Annotated in this window: 15 protein-coding genes; 4 read left to right on the top strand and 11 right to left on the bottom strand. The window is 64.4% G+C overall.

All coding sequences use genetic code 11. The features are described from left to right. Positions 1 to 64 precede the first annotated feature (64 nt). The 3 genes from CHB96_RS16250 to CHB96_RS16240 all read left to right on the top strand — a co-directional run bounded on the left by CHB96_RS16250 (position 65) and on the right by CHB96_RS16240 (position 3,648). The gene (locus CHB96_RS16250) at positions 65 to 958 is read left to right on the top strand and encodes a 1-phosphofructokinase family hexose kinase (RefSeq protein WP_342746272.1); all 894 of its coding nucleotides are present in this window, start codon (positions 65 to 67) and stop codon (positions 956 to 958) included. Beyond that, the gene (gene surE / locus CHB96_RS16245; RefSeq protein ID WP_089248021.1) at positions 955 to 1,713 is read left to right on the top strand and encodes a 5'/3'-nucleotidase SurE; all 759 of its coding nucleotides are present in this window, start codon (positions 955 to 957) and stop codon (positions 1,711 to 1,713) included. The genes CHB96_RS16250 and surE overlap by 4 nt, the downstream gene beginning before the upstream one ends. Before the next feature lie 90 nt (positions 1,714 to 1,803). After that, entirely contained in the window at positions 1,804 to 3,648 is a 1,845-nt protein-coding gene (locus tag CHB96_RS16240) for an alkyl/aryl-sulfatase (RefSeq protein WP_089248019.1), read from the top strand. Between the two features lie 12 nt (positions 3,649 to 3,660). Here the strand turns inward: CHB96_RS16240 and CHB96_RS16235 are convergent, their stop codons facing one another. The 8 genes from CHB96_RS16235 to CHB96_RS16200 form a co-directional block, all read right to left on the bottom strand. After that, positions 3,661 to 4,332, bottom strand: a complete 672-nt coding sequence (locus CHB96_RS16235) for a 4-carboxy-4-hydroxy-2-oxoadipate aldolase/oxaloacetate decarboxylase (RefSeq protein WP_089248017.1) — start codon at positions 4,330 to 4,332, stop codon at positions 3,661 to 3,663. A 24-nt stretch (positions 4,333 to 4,356) separates the two neighbouring features. Beyond that, on the bottom strand, positions 4,357 to 5,568 hold the full coding sequence (locus tag CHB96_RS16230) for an aspartate transaminase (protein WP_089248015.1): 1,212 nt from the start codon (positions 5,566 to 5,568) through the stop codon (positions 4,357 to 4,359). A 123-nt stretch (positions 5,569 to 5,691) separates the two neighbouring features. After that, entirely contained in the window at positions 5,692 to 6,723 is a 1,032-nt protein-coding gene (locus tag CHB96_RS16225) for an L-idonate 5-dehydrogenase (protein WP_089248013.1), read from the bottom strand. Next, positions 6,716 to 7,471, bottom strand: coding sequence for an SDR family oxidoreductase (locus CHB96_RS16220; RefSeq protein WP_089248011.1), 756 nt, complete (start codon positions 7,469 to 7,471; stop codon positions 6,716 to 6,718). The genes CHB96_RS16225 and CHB96_RS16220 overlap by 8 nt, the downstream gene beginning before the upstream one ends. 12 nt (positions 7,472 to 7,483) lie before the next feature. Beyond that, positions 7,484 to 8,830: an MFS transporter gene (locus CHB96_RS16215; RefSeq protein WP_089248009.1), complete on the bottom strand. Its 1,347-nt coding sequence runs from the start codon at positions 8,828 to 8,830 to the stop codon at positions 7,484 to 7,486. Continuing rightward, on the bottom strand, positions 8,827 to 9,882 hold the full coding sequence (locus CHB96_RS16210) for a 5-oxoprolinase subunit C family protein (protein ID WP_089248007.1): 1,056 nt from the start codon (positions 9,880 to 9,882) through the stop codon (positions 8,827 to 8,829). Before CHB96_RS16210 ends, CHB96_RS16215 begins: the two co-directional genes overlap by 4 nt. Next, positions 9,875 to 10,567, bottom strand: coding sequence for a 5-oxoprolinase subunit B family protein (locus CHB96_RS16205; RefSeq protein ID WP_089248005.1), 693 nt, complete (start codon positions 10,565 to 10,567; stop codon positions 9,875 to 9,877). Before CHB96_RS16205 ends, CHB96_RS16210 begins: the two co-directional genes overlap by 8 nt. Then, entirely contained in the window at positions 10,564 to 11,355 is a 792-nt protein-coding gene (locus tag CHB96_RS16200) for a LamB/YcsF family protein (protein ID WP_089248003.1), read from the bottom strand. The genes CHB96_RS16205 and CHB96_RS16200 overlap by 4 nt, the downstream gene beginning before the upstream one ends. Before the next feature lie 265 nt (positions 11,356 to 11,620). Here CHB96_RS16200 and nac point away from each other — a divergent pair, with 265 nt between their 5' ends. After that, positions 11,621 to 12,553: a nitrogen assimilation transcriptional regulator NAC gene (nac, locus tag CHB96_RS16195; protein ID WP_176444324.1), complete on the top strand. Its 933-nt coding sequence runs from the start codon at positions 11,621 to 11,623 to the stop codon at positions 12,551 to 12,553. Here nac and CHB96_RS16190 read toward each other — a convergent pair. From CHB96_RS16190 to CHB96_RS16180, 3 genes are all read right to left on the bottom strand, one after another. Beyond that, positions 12,547 to 13,476 (bottom strand): D-isomer specific 2-hydroxyacid dehydrogenase family protein, encoded by a 930-nt coding sequence (locus tag CHB96_RS16190; RefSeq protein ID WP_371829024.1) that lies wholly within the window; start codon positions 13,474 to 13,476, stop codon positions 12,547 to 12,549. The two genes, nac and CHB96_RS16190, sit on opposite strands and share 7 nt — an antisense overlap. Before the next feature lie 21 nt (positions 13,477 to 13,497). Next, positions 13,498 to 14,271 carry a glucose 1-dehydrogenase gene (locus CHB96_RS16185; protein ID WP_089247999.1) on the bottom strand — a complete coding sequence of 258 codons (774 nt, stop codon included), beginning with the start codon at positions 14,269 to 14,271 and terminating at the stop codon, positions 13,498 to 13,500. A gap of 356 nt (positions 14,272 to 14,627) precedes the next feature. After that, positions 14,628 to 15,296, bottom strand: coding sequence for a TetR/AcrR family transcriptional regulator (locus CHB96_RS16180; RefSeq protein WP_089247997.1), 669 nt, complete (start codon positions 15,294 to 15,296; stop codon positions 14,628 to 14,630). Positions 15,297 to 15,323: the final 27 nt, after the last annotated feature.

Below are 15,323 nucleotides of genomic sequence, written 5' to 3'. Positions count from 1 at the left end.
TTCCGCCGCCGTGTCAGACACTCGAAGAAAGCCGACCGCGTTCGTGTTCGCACCGTCACCACTGTTGACCGTCACACTCGATACCGCGCCGAGCGGTGCGACGGAACTGCACGTGCATGCCGGGGGCCAAGGCCACTGGATTGCGCGGATGGCGTCGATTCTCGGCTTGGACGTGACCTTGTGCGGTGTGTTCGGCGGTGAAGTAGGGGGCGTGCTCCGCGATCTCATTCGACGAGAGGGTGTCACGGTCGAGTCGGTCGACATCGGACAGGAGAGCGGATCCTACGTTCACGATCGACGCGACGGCGAACGCACGGAGATCGCGACCGTGGATCCACCCCCTCTCGCGCGGCACGCTCTCGACGATCTGTTCGGGAAGTCCTTGGCCGTCGGCAGCAACAGCGACATCGCAATTCTCGGCGGCCCCCATTCCGGGAACGTCGTTCCTCCCGATGTCTACAGGCGCCTGACCGCCGATCTGAGGGCCCTCGGAGTTCCCGTCGTCGCCGATCTGTCCGGCCCCACGATGACGGCTGCGCTCGAAGGTGGGCTGACGGTGTTGAAGGTAAGCCACGAGGATCTGATCGAGGACGGGAAAGCCGCGTCGGACGATCCGAAGGACCTCATCGAGGCGATGCGTGCGTTGCGTGACGACGGCGCCGAGGTGGTAGTGATCTCCCGCGCTGCAGAACCTGCGTTGGCCCTGGTCGACGACGAAGTGCTGGAGATCGTCACTCCCGACCTGAGTCAGGTCGACCACCACGGGGCGGGCGACTCGATGAGCGCAGGCATCGCGACCGGATTGGCCACAGGGAAATCGATGACCGATGCTCTGCAACTCGGAGGGGGTGCAGGCAGCGCCAACGTGACACGACGTGGGCTCGGGAGCGGCCAGCACGATCTGGTGATGCGCCTGACCGACGCAGTCGAGGTACGAGCGTTCGGATCGGCATCGTGAGAGCACTCGTCACCAACGACGACGGCGTCTTCAGTGACGGGATCGCGCTGCTCACACGCATCGCCGTCGACGCGGGTCTCGACGTCGTCGTCGCTGCGCCGCACGAGGAGCGCAGCGGTGCAGGCGCGTCGCTGACGGGGATGGGCGCGGACTCCCGTCTGGTAGTCACGAGCCGTTCCATCGACGGTCTCACCGATGTGCCCGTCTATGCGGTGGAAGCGTCGCCTGCACTGATCGCGTTCGTCTCCACCCGGGGAGCGTTCGGAGAGCCACCGGACATTCTGCTGTCGGGGATCAACCATGGACCGAACACCGGTGCGGCAGTACTGCATTCGGGGACCGTCGGTGCCGCGCTGACCGCGTCGACGCACGGGTTGGTGTCGATGGCGGTATCACTGGCCACGACAGATCCCCAGAACTGGGATACCGCGGGGGCTGTGACGCGCGAAGCCCTGCAGTGGTTGATCGCGCACGGCACGAGCGAATCGGTGCTCAATGTCAACGTTCCCGATGTCCCGCTCGCGTCGCTCCACGGGATCGCCACGGCTCCGCTGGCCCAATTCGGTGCCGTACAGGCCGAGGTGGGAGATCGAGGGGACGACTTCGTCACCGTGCGGTTCGACGAGATCGTCGCAGAGAGCGACGACGACAGCGATGCCGGACTGATCGCGCGGAACTGGGCGACCGTGACATCACTGCGCGCACCGTGCAGCGTGGAGGATTCCGCTCTCTCGAGCCTGGCCAGAGACTTCTAGCTCGTGGGCCCCGAATCACCCCCGTCGGGTGAAGCCGCGGCGCTCCTTCTCTGAGAAGGTCTAGCAGCGAGAGGTCGCGGAAGGGGCTCCATGACTCGGGAACAGCAGCGCGAGAAAGCCGATCAAGATTTCGAGGATGCGGATCGTGGATTCATCGCAGCCCTCGAACCGGGCGTGGTGCGAGATGCGTCGGGAGAGTTGGTGTGGGACAGCGACTTCTCGTTCCTGGACAGTGACTGTCCGGATACGGTCGATCCCAGCCTGTGGCGACAGTCGCGGCTGTGCGCACGGCAGGGCCTCTACGAGGTCACGGATGGGATCTATCAGATCCGCGGTCTGGATCTGTCCAACATGACGCTGATCGAGGGCGATACCGGGATTGTGGTCGTCGACCCCTTGATTTCGGCGGAGACCGCCGCCGCAGGTCTTGCCCTGTATCGCGAACACCGTGGTGACCGCCCGGTGACAGGGCTGATCTACTCGCACAGCCATGTCGATCACTTCGGTGGCGCGAAAGGCGTCACCACTTCGGAGGACGTCGACGCAGGTCGCTGCCCGGTGATCGCACCGGCAGGATTCGTCGAGCACGCCGTGTCCGAGAACGTGTACGCGGGAACGGCGATGGGTCGTCGCGCTGCGTACATGTACGGCGCAGCATTGCCGAGAGGACCCAGGGGAGCTGTGGGCGCGGGCCTCGGCCAGACGACGTCGACCGGAACGCTCACCTTGATTCCCCCGACGACATACGTCGACCACACCGGCCAGACCGAGGTCGTCGACGGCATTCGCATCGAGTTCCAGATGACACCCGGGACCGAGGCGCCGTCGGAGATGAATTTCTTCTTTCCGGATCGGCGCGCACTCTGTATGGCCGAAAACGCCACGCACACATTGCACAATCTGCTCACACTGCGCGGCGCGTTGGTGCGTGATCCACACGTGTGGGCGAAATATCTGACCGAATCGATTCGGCGGTACGCAGACCGGTCCGATGTCCTGTTCGCCTCTCACCACTGGCCCACGTGGGGGACCGACACGTTGACCACTTTCCTGTCACAACAGCGCGACCTCTACGGATACTTGCACGATCAGACGCTGCGGGGAATGAACAAGGGACTCACCGGGATCGAGATCGCCGAGGCACTCCAATTGCCGCCGAACCTCGCGGCTGCCTGGCATGCGCACGGCTACTACGGATCGGTCAGTCACAACGTCAAGGCGATCTATCAGCGCTACATGGGATGGTATGACGGCAATCCCGCAACTCTGTGGGAGCACACTCCTGTCGAATCGGCCAAGAGGCACGTCGAGTTCATGGGCGGATCCGAGGCCGTCGTCGAGAAGGCTCGAAAGTCGTACGAGGAAAGTGACTTTCGCTGGGCCGCGCAGGTCCTGAACTACGTGATCTTCGCCGAACCGAACAACGAGGCAGCGATCGCGCTTCAGGCCGATACCCTCGAACAGTTGGGGTTCGGTGCCGAGAACGGCACGTGGAGAAACGCATTCCTGATGGGAGCCTACGAACTTCGCAACGGGGCCATCGGCACCCCGGTAGGCACCGCATCACAGGACATCGCGGCCGCATTGACCGTCGAGCAACTGTTCGACGCCATCGCATTGCGCATCGACGGGCCGCGCGCCTGGTCGACCGACATCACGATCGACTGGCGACTGGGCGCTGCGACGACCTACCGCACACAACTCGGAAACGGAGTGCTCGTGCACTACGAGGTCGACGGGGCCGCGCCCGCGCAGGCCGATGCGACGCTCGAGTTGAGCGACAGCGACCTCCGCAAGATCTTGCTGGCCGGCGCGGATCTCGAACAGATGGTGCGCGACGGCGATGTGACCGTTGCCGGGGACATAGGCAAGCTACGGGAACTCGTCGGATTCGTCGATGCTCCCGACCCCGACTTCGCGATCGTGACCCCATAGCCCCACCACCCGCTAGACGTCGACCGTCAGCCCTTTGGCCTCGAGCACGGCGGCGAGGTTGCTGACCTGGATCGGTGTCTCACCGCGCTTGTAGCGTTCGATGTACTCCGCCTCCGCGGCATCGCGCTCGCGGCACGCGTCGATCGCTGCACGGACTTCCTCACGCCGCGTCAACACGACGCCGTCGCAATCGCCCTTGATGACATCTCCCGGGTAGATCAACTGACCACCGAACACGAGCGGCTGGTTGATCGGTCCGAGAGATTCCTTGACGGTTCCCTGAATGCACACGTGCTTGCTGAACACCGGGAAACCGAGATCGCGAATCTCTCGCGAGTCGCGCACTCCACCGTCGGTCACGAGTGCCGTGATGCCCCGCGCCACACAGGCATTGGCGAGAACGTCGCCGAACTGACCCGCAGGTTGGTCACCGGACGACACGATCAGCACGTCACCGGGTTGTGCGTAACTGATTGCAACCTGCAGCATGATGTTGTCGCGAGGATGACACACAACGGTGAACGCGGTGCCGCAGAACGACATGTCGCGATCGATGGGCTTGATCCCGGAATCGAGTGCGCCCGAACGACCTTGCGCTTCATGGATGGTCGCGGCGGAAAAAGTACCGAGTTCCTCGACGAGTTCCTTCGCCGGACGCTCGATCTTGGTGGTGACGTGAACCATGAGACTTCCTTATCGGGGGAGTGCTTATCGGGTGAGTGAGGCGACGGCTGCGGAGATGCTGGCTGCTGCGGCCCGCAGAACGTCTTCGGACGTGGCGAACGAGACGCGGAAGTATCCGTCGGCCCCGTAGGCGGAACCTTGAATCGTGGCGACCGAGGCGTGATCGAGGAGGTAGAGCACGACGTCCTGATCGCTACCGAGCACTGCGCCGTCGGGCGTGCGGGCGCCGATCAGTGCGGAGCAGCCGACGAACAGGTAGAACGCGCCCTGGGGGAGCACCGGGTCCAGACCGTCGATGGCGTCGAGCAATGCGAAGGTCACGTCTCGCCGGTGGCGGTAGCTGGCGACCGATTCGGTGACGAAGCTCTGGTCACCCGTCAGCGCCTCGGCTGCGGCGGCCTGACTGATCGACGACGGGCACGACGACGATTGTGACTGCAGCTTGTTGACGGCGCCGACGATCTCGGGGCTGCCGACGCCGTAGCCCAGTCGCCACCCGGTCATCGCGTACGCCTTCGAGACGCCATTGGTGAGAAAAACCCTGTCCTGCAGGTGAGGTGCGATCGCCAACAGATTCGGAGTCGGCGCGTCGAGATAGGAGATCTCGTCGTAGATCTCGTCCGACAGCACGTGCACATGCGGGTGGCGATCGAGCACTTCGGCCAGCGCTGCCAGCTGCTCGGCACTGTAGATCGCCCCGGTGGGGTTCGACGGCGTGTTCAGGATGACCCACCGTGTTGCAGGCGTGATGGCAGCCTCGAGGCGGTCCGGGGTGAGCAGGAAGTTCTCCGACTCCGGGCAGTCGACGACGACCGGAGTGCCGTCGTGCGCCTCGACCATGTCGGGGTACGACACCCAGTACGGCGACGGGACGATGACCTCGACGCCTGCCTCCACGGTCGCCATCAACGCGAGGAAGATGACTTGCTTGGCGCCACCACCGATGGTGATGCGACTCGCGTCGTAATCGAGGCCCGTCTTCTGCTTCAACCGCTTGCCGATGGCCTCACGCAGTGCCGGAATGCCGTTGACCGGAGTGTATTTAGTGAGACCCGACTCCATCGCATCGACGGCGGCCGCCTTGATGTGCTTCGGTGTGTCGAAGTCCGGTTCACCGACCGTGAGGTCGAGAATCGACCGACCCTCGGCCTTCAGTTCCCGAACTCGCTGTGCCGCTGCAACACTCGGTGATTCACGCATGCGGGTGACGCGAGAAGCGAGAACGGACGAAGGCATGTGATCTCCTCGGAAGGATCGGTGGTGGTGACGACTACAACGGTAGTGACGAATGTTCCTGCTGCCCAAGACTGTTTCGTTCTCGGGTGATCGCGATCCACGATGACAGATCCGATCTGGCGCTCAGAACTCGAGAAGGACCTTGCCCGAATGTGCCGAATCCTTGGCCACTGCAAAGGCTTCCAGGGCATCGGCAACGGGGAACGTATGAGTGACGATCGCACTTGCGTCGAGCGAACCGTCGGCGAGCGCGGTGAGGACGTCGTCGATCTCGCTGTTGAACCGGAACGAACCGACGAGTTCGAGCTCGCGAGTGATGACGAGAGACAGTGGAGCCGGCTGCATTCCTGTCGACAACAGCCCCAGCATGACGATGCGCCCGCCGCGTGTGGCGCCTCGAATCGCCGATTCCAGTCCGAATCGATTGCCGGAACATTCGATGACGACGTCGGCATCGGCCGCGGCAATCGATTCGGAGTCGGTGGCGTCGAGGGTGCTGGTGGCGCCCGCCGATCGCGCGATCGACCGTGGAGTCTCGTGGACGTCCACGGCCACGATGTCCGCGGCGCCCGCTCGCGCGAGAACTGCGACGACGAGGGCACCGATGGGGCCGCATCCGACGACGAGCGCTCGCTTCCCTGCGACGTCCCCTGCCCGCGCAACGGCGTGCCACGCGACGGCCGCCGGTTCGGCGACCGCTGCCGTTCGGAAATCCAGGCCGTCGGGAAGTGTGCGCAGCATGCGGCTCGGCAGAACCGAGTACTTCGCGAACGCGCCTTCGGTGTGCGGAAATCGAGCGGCGCTGCCCAGGTAGGTACAGCCGGGAGACAGGTTCGGCCGATCCTCGGGGTAGCGGGCCTCGCCTGCTGCGGGCGTCGCCGGATGAACCGCGACGCGCGTGCCGGCTACCGGCCCGCTACCGTCCGCCGCAGCCGAAGTGACGGTGCCGACCACTTCGTGTCCCAGAAGCATCGGTGCCTTCAGGATCGATTCCCCTGCAGCACCGTGCGTCCAGTAGTGCAGGTCCGATCCGCAGATTCCGCCGAAGGCGATCTCGACGACAGCCTCGTCGGCCGAGGGCAGGCGGACGGGCACTTGCTCGACGCGCAGGTCGTCGGCGGCGTGTGCGATGACGCCCAGCGTCGTGTCAGTCATTGCGCCGCACGAAGTCGAGGCCGCCGGGGACCTGGAACGTAGGCAGAATTTCCATCAAACCCATGTTGACGTGCCGAGGCGCGTCGATGGCGAACTCGATGGCGTCGGAGATGTCCTTCGTGGTGATGGACTCGAAGCCCTCGTAGAACGTGTCCCAGGCTTCCTTCATCGCTTCCGGTGTTCCGCCGAGGTTGCGGCCGAAGATCTCCGTCTCGACACGCCCGGGGCAGATCTCGGTCACTCGGATCCGCTTGCCCTTCGTGTCGTTGCGGAGCTGCCGCGAAATCTGGTGCACGGCAGCCTTCGTCGCGTGATAGGCGGTATGACCGTAGAAGTTGTACAGCCCGGCGATGGAACTGATGTTGACCACGTGGCCGAGGTCGCGTTCGACCATTCCCGGCAGCAGCAGACGGCACAGATGCAGGACGGCACGGAGATTGACGTCGACCATGGCGTCGACCGATTCCTCGGTGGCATCGAGTATGTTGCCCGTCGCGGAGACGCCTGCGTTGTTGATCAGGATGTCGATCTCGAGCCCGGCGACGGCGTCGGTGAGTGCGTCGGTGTCGGTGATGTCGACGGCGAGGGGGATCATTCCGGTGCGTTCGGCCACGTCGTCGAGTTTGGACTTGTTGCGGGCGAGTCCGTAGACGGTCAGTCCACGTTTGGTCAGAAGCTCGGTGGCGCTGGCTCCCATACCGGTGTTCGCACCGGTGACGAGGGCAGTGCGGTAATCACTGAATGGCATGTGTGTGAATCCTCAGAGAGTGTCGCGGAGCGGTTCGTGGGCACGGTCGGTGATGGTGCTGACGGCGATGAGCGTGCCGATCGCGGTGATCACTGCGTAGAACGCAGGCACGTAGATGCCGAACTGGGGGATGAGCCAGGTCATCAGCAGTGGCGCTGTGCCACCGAACAATGCGGAGGAGATGTTGTACCCGAGGCCGTACGCGGAGTATCGAACGCGCGTGGGGAACAACTCCACGATCAGGATGTGGATGACGGCGGTGTGGCCGGCGAAGATGACTGCCATGATGCAGGCGCCGAGGACGGCGAGTGCGATGTTGCCGGTGGCGATCAACGCGTAACACGGGATACCGGCGACAGCCATGGCAGCTGCAGCTCCGGCGATGACCTTCTTGCGTCCGATGCGGTCGGAGAGAGCCCCCATGAACGGGATGGCGATGCAGATCGCCACGAGAGACGCTGCGGTGACGAGCAGAGCCGTGCCGGTGGAGAAGCCGATGTTCTCGCCTTTGAGGAACGTGGGCATGTAGGAAAACAGAACGTAGTAGCCGGAGCCGTTCATCAGCGGGATGAACAGTGCCAGAACCATCGCCTTGCGGTGTTCGGGAGTCGCGAATGCTTCCTTGAGCGGGTTGCGGGACAGGCCACCCTCGGCCTTGAGCTTCTCGAAGTTCGGGGTGTCGCTGATCGCGCGGCGGATGTACCAGCCGGCGACGCCCATCGGGATCGCAACGAGGAACGGAACACGCCACGCCCAGCTCGCTACTCCGCCTCCGTCGATGGCGGCTTCGTTGAGCCACGGCGACATGGCGAATGCGACGAGCGTGCCGGTCAGCAGCGCGAGGAACGACGCGATCTGTGCGTAGCTGGTGATCAGACCGCGCTTGCCTGCGGGTGCGTGCTCGGCAAGGAAGGTCATGGCGCCTGCTGCCTCACCTCCGACCGAGAATCCCTGAAGAATGCGCAACAGGATCAACAGCGCCGGAGCAGCGATGCCGATCGCCTGGTAGGTGGGCAGCATTCCGATCCCCGCGGTGGCGACCGAAATGAGCATGATGACGAACACCAGCATCTTCTGCCTACCGATGCGGTCGCCGAGGATGCCGCAGACGACCGCGCCGAGCGGCCTGATGAAGAACGAGATCGCGTAGCCGGCGAAGACGAGCATCAACGCGTCCGACGACTTGGAGACGTCGAAGAACACGATGGCCAACGCCGTGGCCATGAAGGCGAAGATGCCGTTGTCGTACAGCTCGACGAAGATGCCGACGCAACCTGCAAGGACGACCTTGCGAATCTTGGTCGTCTCTGGCACGGCAGGCGTGACGCCTGCCGTGTTCGGGGTGAGTGCGTTTGTCATGCTGACTCCAGTGTGAGTGCAGAGCAGGGGGGTAGTACAGGGCTGGGTGTGTATTCCGGTCCGACGTGGATCGGGATGTCCAGAGCGGTGTAGACGGTCTGGACGCGTGATCTCAATGCTTCGATGTCGAGTTGCCGTCGTCGATGTGCGGTGACGGCGCTGCTGATGTCGGTCCGGCTGAAGCGAACCTTCTGGCCGGGGCGAGCTTGGCCGAGCAGTGACAGGCCGATCGTGGTGACGACGGCGAGCACCGGATAGCCGGCGGTCACTCCACGTCCTCGGTGGAGGACGAGCAGTTCGTTTCCGGCGGGGACTTCCACTGCCCCGATGGGCACACCGCGGGACAGCATCTCCGAGGTCGCGGTGCGTCGGGGAAGATCCTGGTCCTCAGGTGGAGCCAGGCGAAGCCCGATGTGGTTGCTGGCATCGCCCACCCGAAACTCCGTGTCGAACAGACGGTGTGCGGTCTCGCCGAAATCGGCGATGTCCGGCCCGTCGGTGACCGGCACGACCCAGTCGTCGCCGAAGCGAGGACGTGGGGCACCGAGGCGGAACACGGGAATGTCGAAGTGGGGATGGCGGATCGGTGGGGAATCGACGTCGATCTCGATCGTGTCGCCGGCGGCGAGGACCCGCCCGAATCCGAGTACGGAGTCGGCCGCGCAACTGCCCAGCAGAGTGTCGGCGCGTACGACGCCGTGCACGGCCACGTACACACGAAGACCGTGATGAATACCGGTGATCGAGAGCGTTGCACCCGCGTTCACGACGACGGGTTCCCACTGCGGGGCGGGGACACCGCCGACGCGGACCTCGGCGGGAGCGCCGGTGACGGCAACGACGACGTCGGTACTCGGTGTCACCGCGAAGTCCAGTGCGGTGATCTCCAACAACGGGGCATTCGGTTCGCTCGCGACGAGAGCGTTGGCGATTTCGGCGCTGTACTGGTCGGACGCACCGCCGGTCATCTGGCCGACGCGGCTCGCCCGTCGACGACCGAGGTCGGTCACGGTGGAGATACCGGGCTTGTCGACAATGAGGGTCTCAGCCATGGAGGGCTCCGGCATAGCTGTCCCATTCCGACTCGTCGATGGATACGAACCGGAAGGTGTCGCCGGGGGCGAACGGCGACAACGGGTTCGCGGTGATGTCGACCAGCTCGACGGGTGTCGTCCCGAGTACCTGCCATCCGCCGGGCGCCGGGCGCGCTGATACGACGGCTTGGCGACCGGCGACCGCAACCGCACCGGCAGGAACGCTCGGGCGTGGACTGGTCCGACGCGGGATGGGTAATTCGAAGGCGGGCCCGTCGAGCATCGGTGCACCGCCCGGTGATCCGAAGCAACGCATGGTCAACGGCGCGGAAGTATGAATTCGAACGACCTCGTCGGAACTCACGCCGAGCACAGAGGCGACGAGGTCGAGATCGGGACCGTGCACGCCGCCGTAGACGACCGGTACCTCGAACGAACGTGGTGCGCGGGTCTCGGCGCTGGCGCCGATGCGAGAGGCGGTGTCGACGAACCGTCGTACGGCGTCGTGTGTTGTTGTCGTGCAGTCGAATTCGACGAGAACGGCATCGTAAGTGACGATGGCGCCGTGAACGCCCGCAGGCCTGTCGGCGTCGAGCGCATTTGCCAGAGCGTGCACCTGAGACCATCGCTCGTCCGGCATCGGGGCCGAGGACATGACACGAATCGCGGAGTCGCCACACTCGGTGACGATCAGGCCCGTCATGCCGGACAGCTCTCGCGTCGGACGGTGTCCGGATGCAGACGGAGAATTTCGACGCCTGCCGCTTCGAGGGCGACACGAACAGCCGCTGCCGTGGCCACCGCGCCTGCGTTGTCGCCATGCAGCAGAACGGTGTCGGCCTGGATGGGGATCGGTGTGCCGTCGACCGCATCGAGAACTCCGTCGACGACCATGCGAACCGTGCGCGCGACCAGCTCGTCGAGCTCGGTGATGACGGCCCCGGGCTCGCTGCGTGGCACCAGAGTGCCGTCCGGTCGGTATGCGCGGTCGGCGATTCCGACGATGCCGACGGCGAGCCCTCGTGCCCGGGCCTCGTCTGCAAGCAGGCCGTCCTGGGCCATCACGATCATGCTCGGATCGAGCGCAGAGACGGCGTCGACCACGGCGGTGGCGTAATCGGCCCGCGTCGCAACGAGATTGCCGAGACGTCCATGCGGAGCGACATGCGTGACCGACGTGCCGTATGCCGTCGCGAACGCCTGCAGCGCGCCGATTTGGTACAGGATGTCGGTGCGGACCTCGTCGGCGGTCAGATCCATTGCGCGACGACCGAATCCGGCGAGATCGGGAAAGCTCGGATGTGCGCCGACGCCGATGCCGCGTTCGACGCAGCGTCGAACGGTCAGGTCCATCGTGCGCGGATCGCCCGCATGGAAGCCGCAGGCGACGTTGGCCGACGTGAGCAGGTCGAGCAGAGCCTCGTCTTCGCCCATGGTCCAGGCGCCGAAACTCTCGCCCAGATCGGCGACGAGGTCGATTCTGGAAACCATCGCTGCCTGCCTTTCGAAGTAGAACGTCAGGTGACGGCGGGCTGTACGCCCGGTGCCGCATCTCGTAGGAACGGACGCTACGCAGGATCGACGAAGCAGCGTTAATACCCGTTCGCAGTGATGTAATAGCGAAGTCCTATGCTGGTTCACCTGCGGAAGTACGGCGCCGGCGTGTCGGAAGCCTGCAATTCGCTACAGCGCTGTTTCTCATCTGAAACGGTGAGGAAACATTCGTGTTGAACCGACGAGGAGGAAGATTCAAGCAGTGGACACCAGACGGCTGTACTCGTTCGTTCGGATCGTCGATGCAGGCAGCATCACGCGGGCCGCCGATATCCTCCACATCGCACAGCCGGCACTGAGTCAGCAGATGACCGCACTGGAATCTCACTTCGGCCAGCAGTTGTTGATCCGCAGCAAGCAAGGCGTCGAACCGACCGACGCCGGCAGGGCGCTCTATCGTCATGCTCAGGTCATTCTGCGGCAGGTCGAGAGCGCGCAAGCCGAAGTCAGCGTCGTCGGAAGGGAATTGGCGGGCGGTGTATCGGTCGGTCTTGCGCCCTACAGCACCGTCGCAGCTATCGCGCTTCCGTTGTTGAATGCCGTGCGCGAGCGGTATCCGTCCATCCTGCTGCACATCAACGAGAATTTCGGTGGCGTGCTGAGCGAGGCGATGATGACCGGCCGCATGGACATGGCACTGCTGTACGACGCAGGCCCTATCAAGGGCGTGACGTTCGAGAGGCTGTTGACCGAAGAATTGATGGTGGTCGCGCCGTCGGGCACCGGTCTTCCCGGGGACAACGGCAGTGCCGTGTCGCTGCTCGATTTGTTCGAAGTGCCCCTGCTGCTACCGGGGCGCATGCATACCATTCGGAAAGTAGTCGGAGCGGCGTTCGAATCCGCGATGGCGCAACCGAAAGTGGTCGCCGAGGTCGAGTCGGTGACGTTGATGGCGCAGGCCGTCCGAAGTGGTTTGGGCGCCACGGTGTTACCGCTGTCCGTCGCCCGCAGGATGATGAACGTGCAAGGCCTGGAGCTGCGCAGGATCGAACCGGTGATCGAGGTGCAGGTATCCCTCGGTACGCCGGCGAACCAGCCGTTGTCGAAACCCGCGGAAGCGGTGCGGGAAGTGCTGCGGACGGTGTTGGCGGACTATGTGGCTGCCAACACTCGTCCACCCGAACGGGGTCAGTAACCCCGCGTCGTGTCGATTCGAGCCGCGAGAGCCTCTCCTGCGCAGAACAATTCGACGTTGCGCGCGATGTGCGCTGCCAGCGCCTTGGACAGTCCCGACGCCGGGTTCGCGACATGTGGCGTGACGATGGCATTCGGTAGCGACCACAGGGGGTGATGGTCGGGGAGCGGCTCCGGATCGGTGACGTCGAGAGCGACGCCGCCGATCACGCCGTTCTTCACGGCATCGACGGCTGCGTCGGTGTCGATCAAACTGCCACGGGCAACGTTGACCACCCAGGACGACGGCTTCATGGCGGCGAACACCGACTCGTCGACCAGGTGCGCCGTTTCGGTGGTTGCGGGCGCGGAGATGACGAAATGGTCTGCACGTGACCAGACTTCGCCGACGCGATCGGACGGGAGAGTCAGTTCCGCACCGTCGACGGGCACGCCGGACCGAGTCACCGCGAGAACTTTGGCTCCTGCTGCGTGCAGGAACGGGATCAGAGCGCGACCGATGCCGCCGCAGCCGACGATGGCGACCGTGGCGCCGTCCAGAGTTCCCACCCGTGGGTCGAACTCGTCCTTGCGCCAGCTGTCTGCTTCCAACTGCTCGGGCAGATGCCGTACGCCCGCGAGCAGCAGCATGATGGTGTGCTGTGCGACGGTGCGGGCGTACGCACCCGCCGCCGACGTCCAGGTTCGCTTCTCGTCGACAACACCTGCCGCCAGCCAGGATTCGACGCCTGCCGACGACAGCTGAACCCACCGAACCGAATCGGGGAGATCGGCAGGAAACGAGTCGGGCCCAGCGGTCCACACCACTGCCTCGGCGTCGTCGAGCGGGACGAGGACGCCTCCCGCGCGGGTGATCGCGTCGGAGAGTTCGGCTTCGGCCGTCGGGCCGAGGTGTATGCGTGCGGTTGCCACGGTAGCTCTCACTTCTGTTGGTGTGGAACGAATTCAGACGACGGCGGTCATGCCGCCGTCGACGTACAGGATCTGCCCGTTGACGAAATCGGATGCGGAGGACGCCAGGAACAACAGCGATCCGACCAGTTCCTCGGTCCGGCCCCACCGGCCCGCAGGTGTGCGGGCGGCGAGCCACGCGGTGAACTCGGCGTCGTCGACCAACGCGCGCGTCAGTTCGGTGTCGAAATATCCGGGCGCCAAGGCGTTGACCTGGATGCCGTGCGGTGCGAGATCCGCACACATGCCACGGGTGAGCATCTTCAGTCCGCCCTTGCTCGCCGCGTACGGGGCGATTCCCGCGCGTCCCAGTTCGCTCTGGACCGAGCAGATGTTGACGATCTTGCCGTGACCGCGCTCGACCATCGCACACGCGAACTCTCGTCCGACGAAGAATGCGCTCGTGAGATTCGTGTCGAGGACCCTGCGGAAATCGTCGTCGGCGAAGTCGAGGAGCGGTGCGCGGTGCTGGACACCGGTGTTGTTGACGACGATCTCGACCGGACCGACCTCGGTCTCGATGCGCGACGCGGCGTCGGCGACTTGTGCGGAATCCGTGACGTCGAAGGCGTACGCGTGAACGTCGGCGCCTGTCGCGGCGACGAGTTCGGCCCGAGCCGTCGTCAGTGCGTCGGCGTCGCGGCCGTTGAGGACGACACGCGCGCCCGCCTCGGCCAACCCCGTCGCCAGCGCGCGCCCGATACCCCTGCTCGATCCGGTGACCAGAACGACCTTGTCGCGCAGATCGAAAACTTCGTGGCCGTGCACGTATCACGCCTTTCGTGGAAATTCTGCAGCGTCGCCGACGGCGAGGCGCCTTTCCGTACATCCTGCCAAGGCGTCGGCGGTTGGCAAGATCGCCGACCATATGCATCGGGTCTGACGTCATACCTCTTCGGGCGGCGACGCCACGTCGAGGTTGAACACCGGCCTGTTGGGGTACAGGGCCTTCAGGCACGTCGACGTGGAGGAATCGGTGGAGAACAGCAGGTCCATGCAGGAGTCGAATTCGGTGCAGTCGTGGTGGGAGCAGACGATGGCAGTGTGCCGACGCCCCAGCCGCCGGACGATCGTGGTGCATCCGAGGCAAGAACAGTTCGACTTGGCGTCGTCCGACCGGTAGTTCAGCGCTGTCGGCCTGCCTGCAGTCCTTCCAGCACCAATCGAAGATACTGATCGGCAAGCTGTTCGGCGGACAGCTTGCCCGACGGCGTGAACCATCGGACGGCCACCCATACCGAATCTCGCAAGAACCGGTACGCGATGATGGGATCCAGATCGTCCCGGAAAACCCCGTCGGCGATTCCGTCCTGAATCACCTTGACCCAGATTCGTCGGACATCGGTCTCCGCCTTCGTGAGGTACGCGAACCGCGGGAACTGGGACAGATAGTTTCGCTCGTTCTGAATGACCGTGATGGCAGCTCGATGCGGACCGAGGGAGACGAATGCAGCGACGATCAACTGCCGGAGCGTCGACGTCGGATCTTCCTCGCGCGCAACGATGTCGCGATACGTCTCCATGAGGTTGTCGAGGTAGCTCGTCAGGATCTCGTCGATGATCGTCTCTTTGGAGTCGAAATGGTGGTACAGGCTGCCGGACAGAACACCTGCGGCGTCACCGATTTCGCGCACCGTCGTGGACCTGAAGCCGCGCTCGGCGAACAGTTCGGCGGCGATCTCGACGAGTGCTTGGCGCCGCTGAGAGCCCTGAGCAGCCTGATCGCTCGACCGACCACTTCTCCGGCTTCCCGTTGCCGACGTGGTTCGAGATGTTCTGGGTGACGCAGCCATGAGACGAATTATCCACTTTCCCTGCCC

The sequence above is a fragment of the Rhodococcoides kyotonense genome, assembly GCF_900188125.1.
Taxonomy (GTDB): Bacteria; Actinomycetota; Actinomycetes; order Mycobacteriales; family Mycobacteriaceae; genus Rhodococcoides; species Rhodococcoides kyotonense.
The sequence above is the reverse complement of the archived record's forward strand: the minus strand, read 5'-3'. Positions and strand labels throughout refer to the sequence as shown.

What these genes read in the sequence shown, in the direction of transcription:
- CHB96_RS16215 (WP_089248009.1), bottom strand. Translation starts at nt 8,830, where the DNA reads ATGACAAACGCACTCACCCCGAACACGGCAGGCGTCACGCCTGCCGTG.
- CHB96_RS16180 (WP_089247997.1), bottom strand. Translation starts at nt 15,296, where the DNA reads ATGGCTGCGTCACCCAGAACATCTCGAACCACGTCGGCAACGGGAAGC.
- CHB96_RS16230 (WP_089248015.1), bottom strand. Translation starts at nt 5,568, where the DNA reads ATGCCTTCGTCCGTTCTCGCTTCTCGCGTCACCCGCATGCGTGAATCA.
- CHB96_RS16220 (WP_089248011.1), bottom strand. Translation starts at nt 7,471, where the DNA reads ATGCCATTCAGTGATTACCGCACTGCCCTCGTCACCGGTGCGAACACC.
- CHB96_RS16200 (WP_089248003.1), bottom strand. Translation starts at nt 11,355, where the DNA reads ATGGTTTCCAGAATCGACCTCGTCGCCGATCTGGGCGAGAGTTTCGGC.
- CHB96_RS16210 (WP_089248007.1), bottom strand. Translation starts at nt 9,882, where the DNA reads ATGGCTGAGACCCTCATTGTCGACAAGCCCGGTATCTCCACCGTGACC.
- CHB96_RS16225 (WP_089248013.1), bottom strand. Translation starts at nt 6,723, where the DNA reads ATGACTGACACGACGCTGGGCGTCATCGCACACGCCGCCGACGACCTG.
- CHB96_RS16205 (WP_089248005.1), bottom strand. Translation starts at nt 10,567, where the DNA reads ATGACGGGCCTGATCGTCACCGAGTGTGGCGACTCCGCGATTCGTGTC.
- CHB96_RS16240 (WP_089248019.1), top strand. Translation starts at nt 1,804, where the DNA reads ATGACTCGGGAACAGCAGCGCGAGAAAGCCGATCAAGATTTCGAGGAT.
- CHB96_RS16235 (WP_089248017.1), bottom strand. Translation starts at nt 4,332, where the DNA reads ATGGTTCACGTCACCACCAAGATCGAGCGTCCGGCGAAGGAACTCGTC.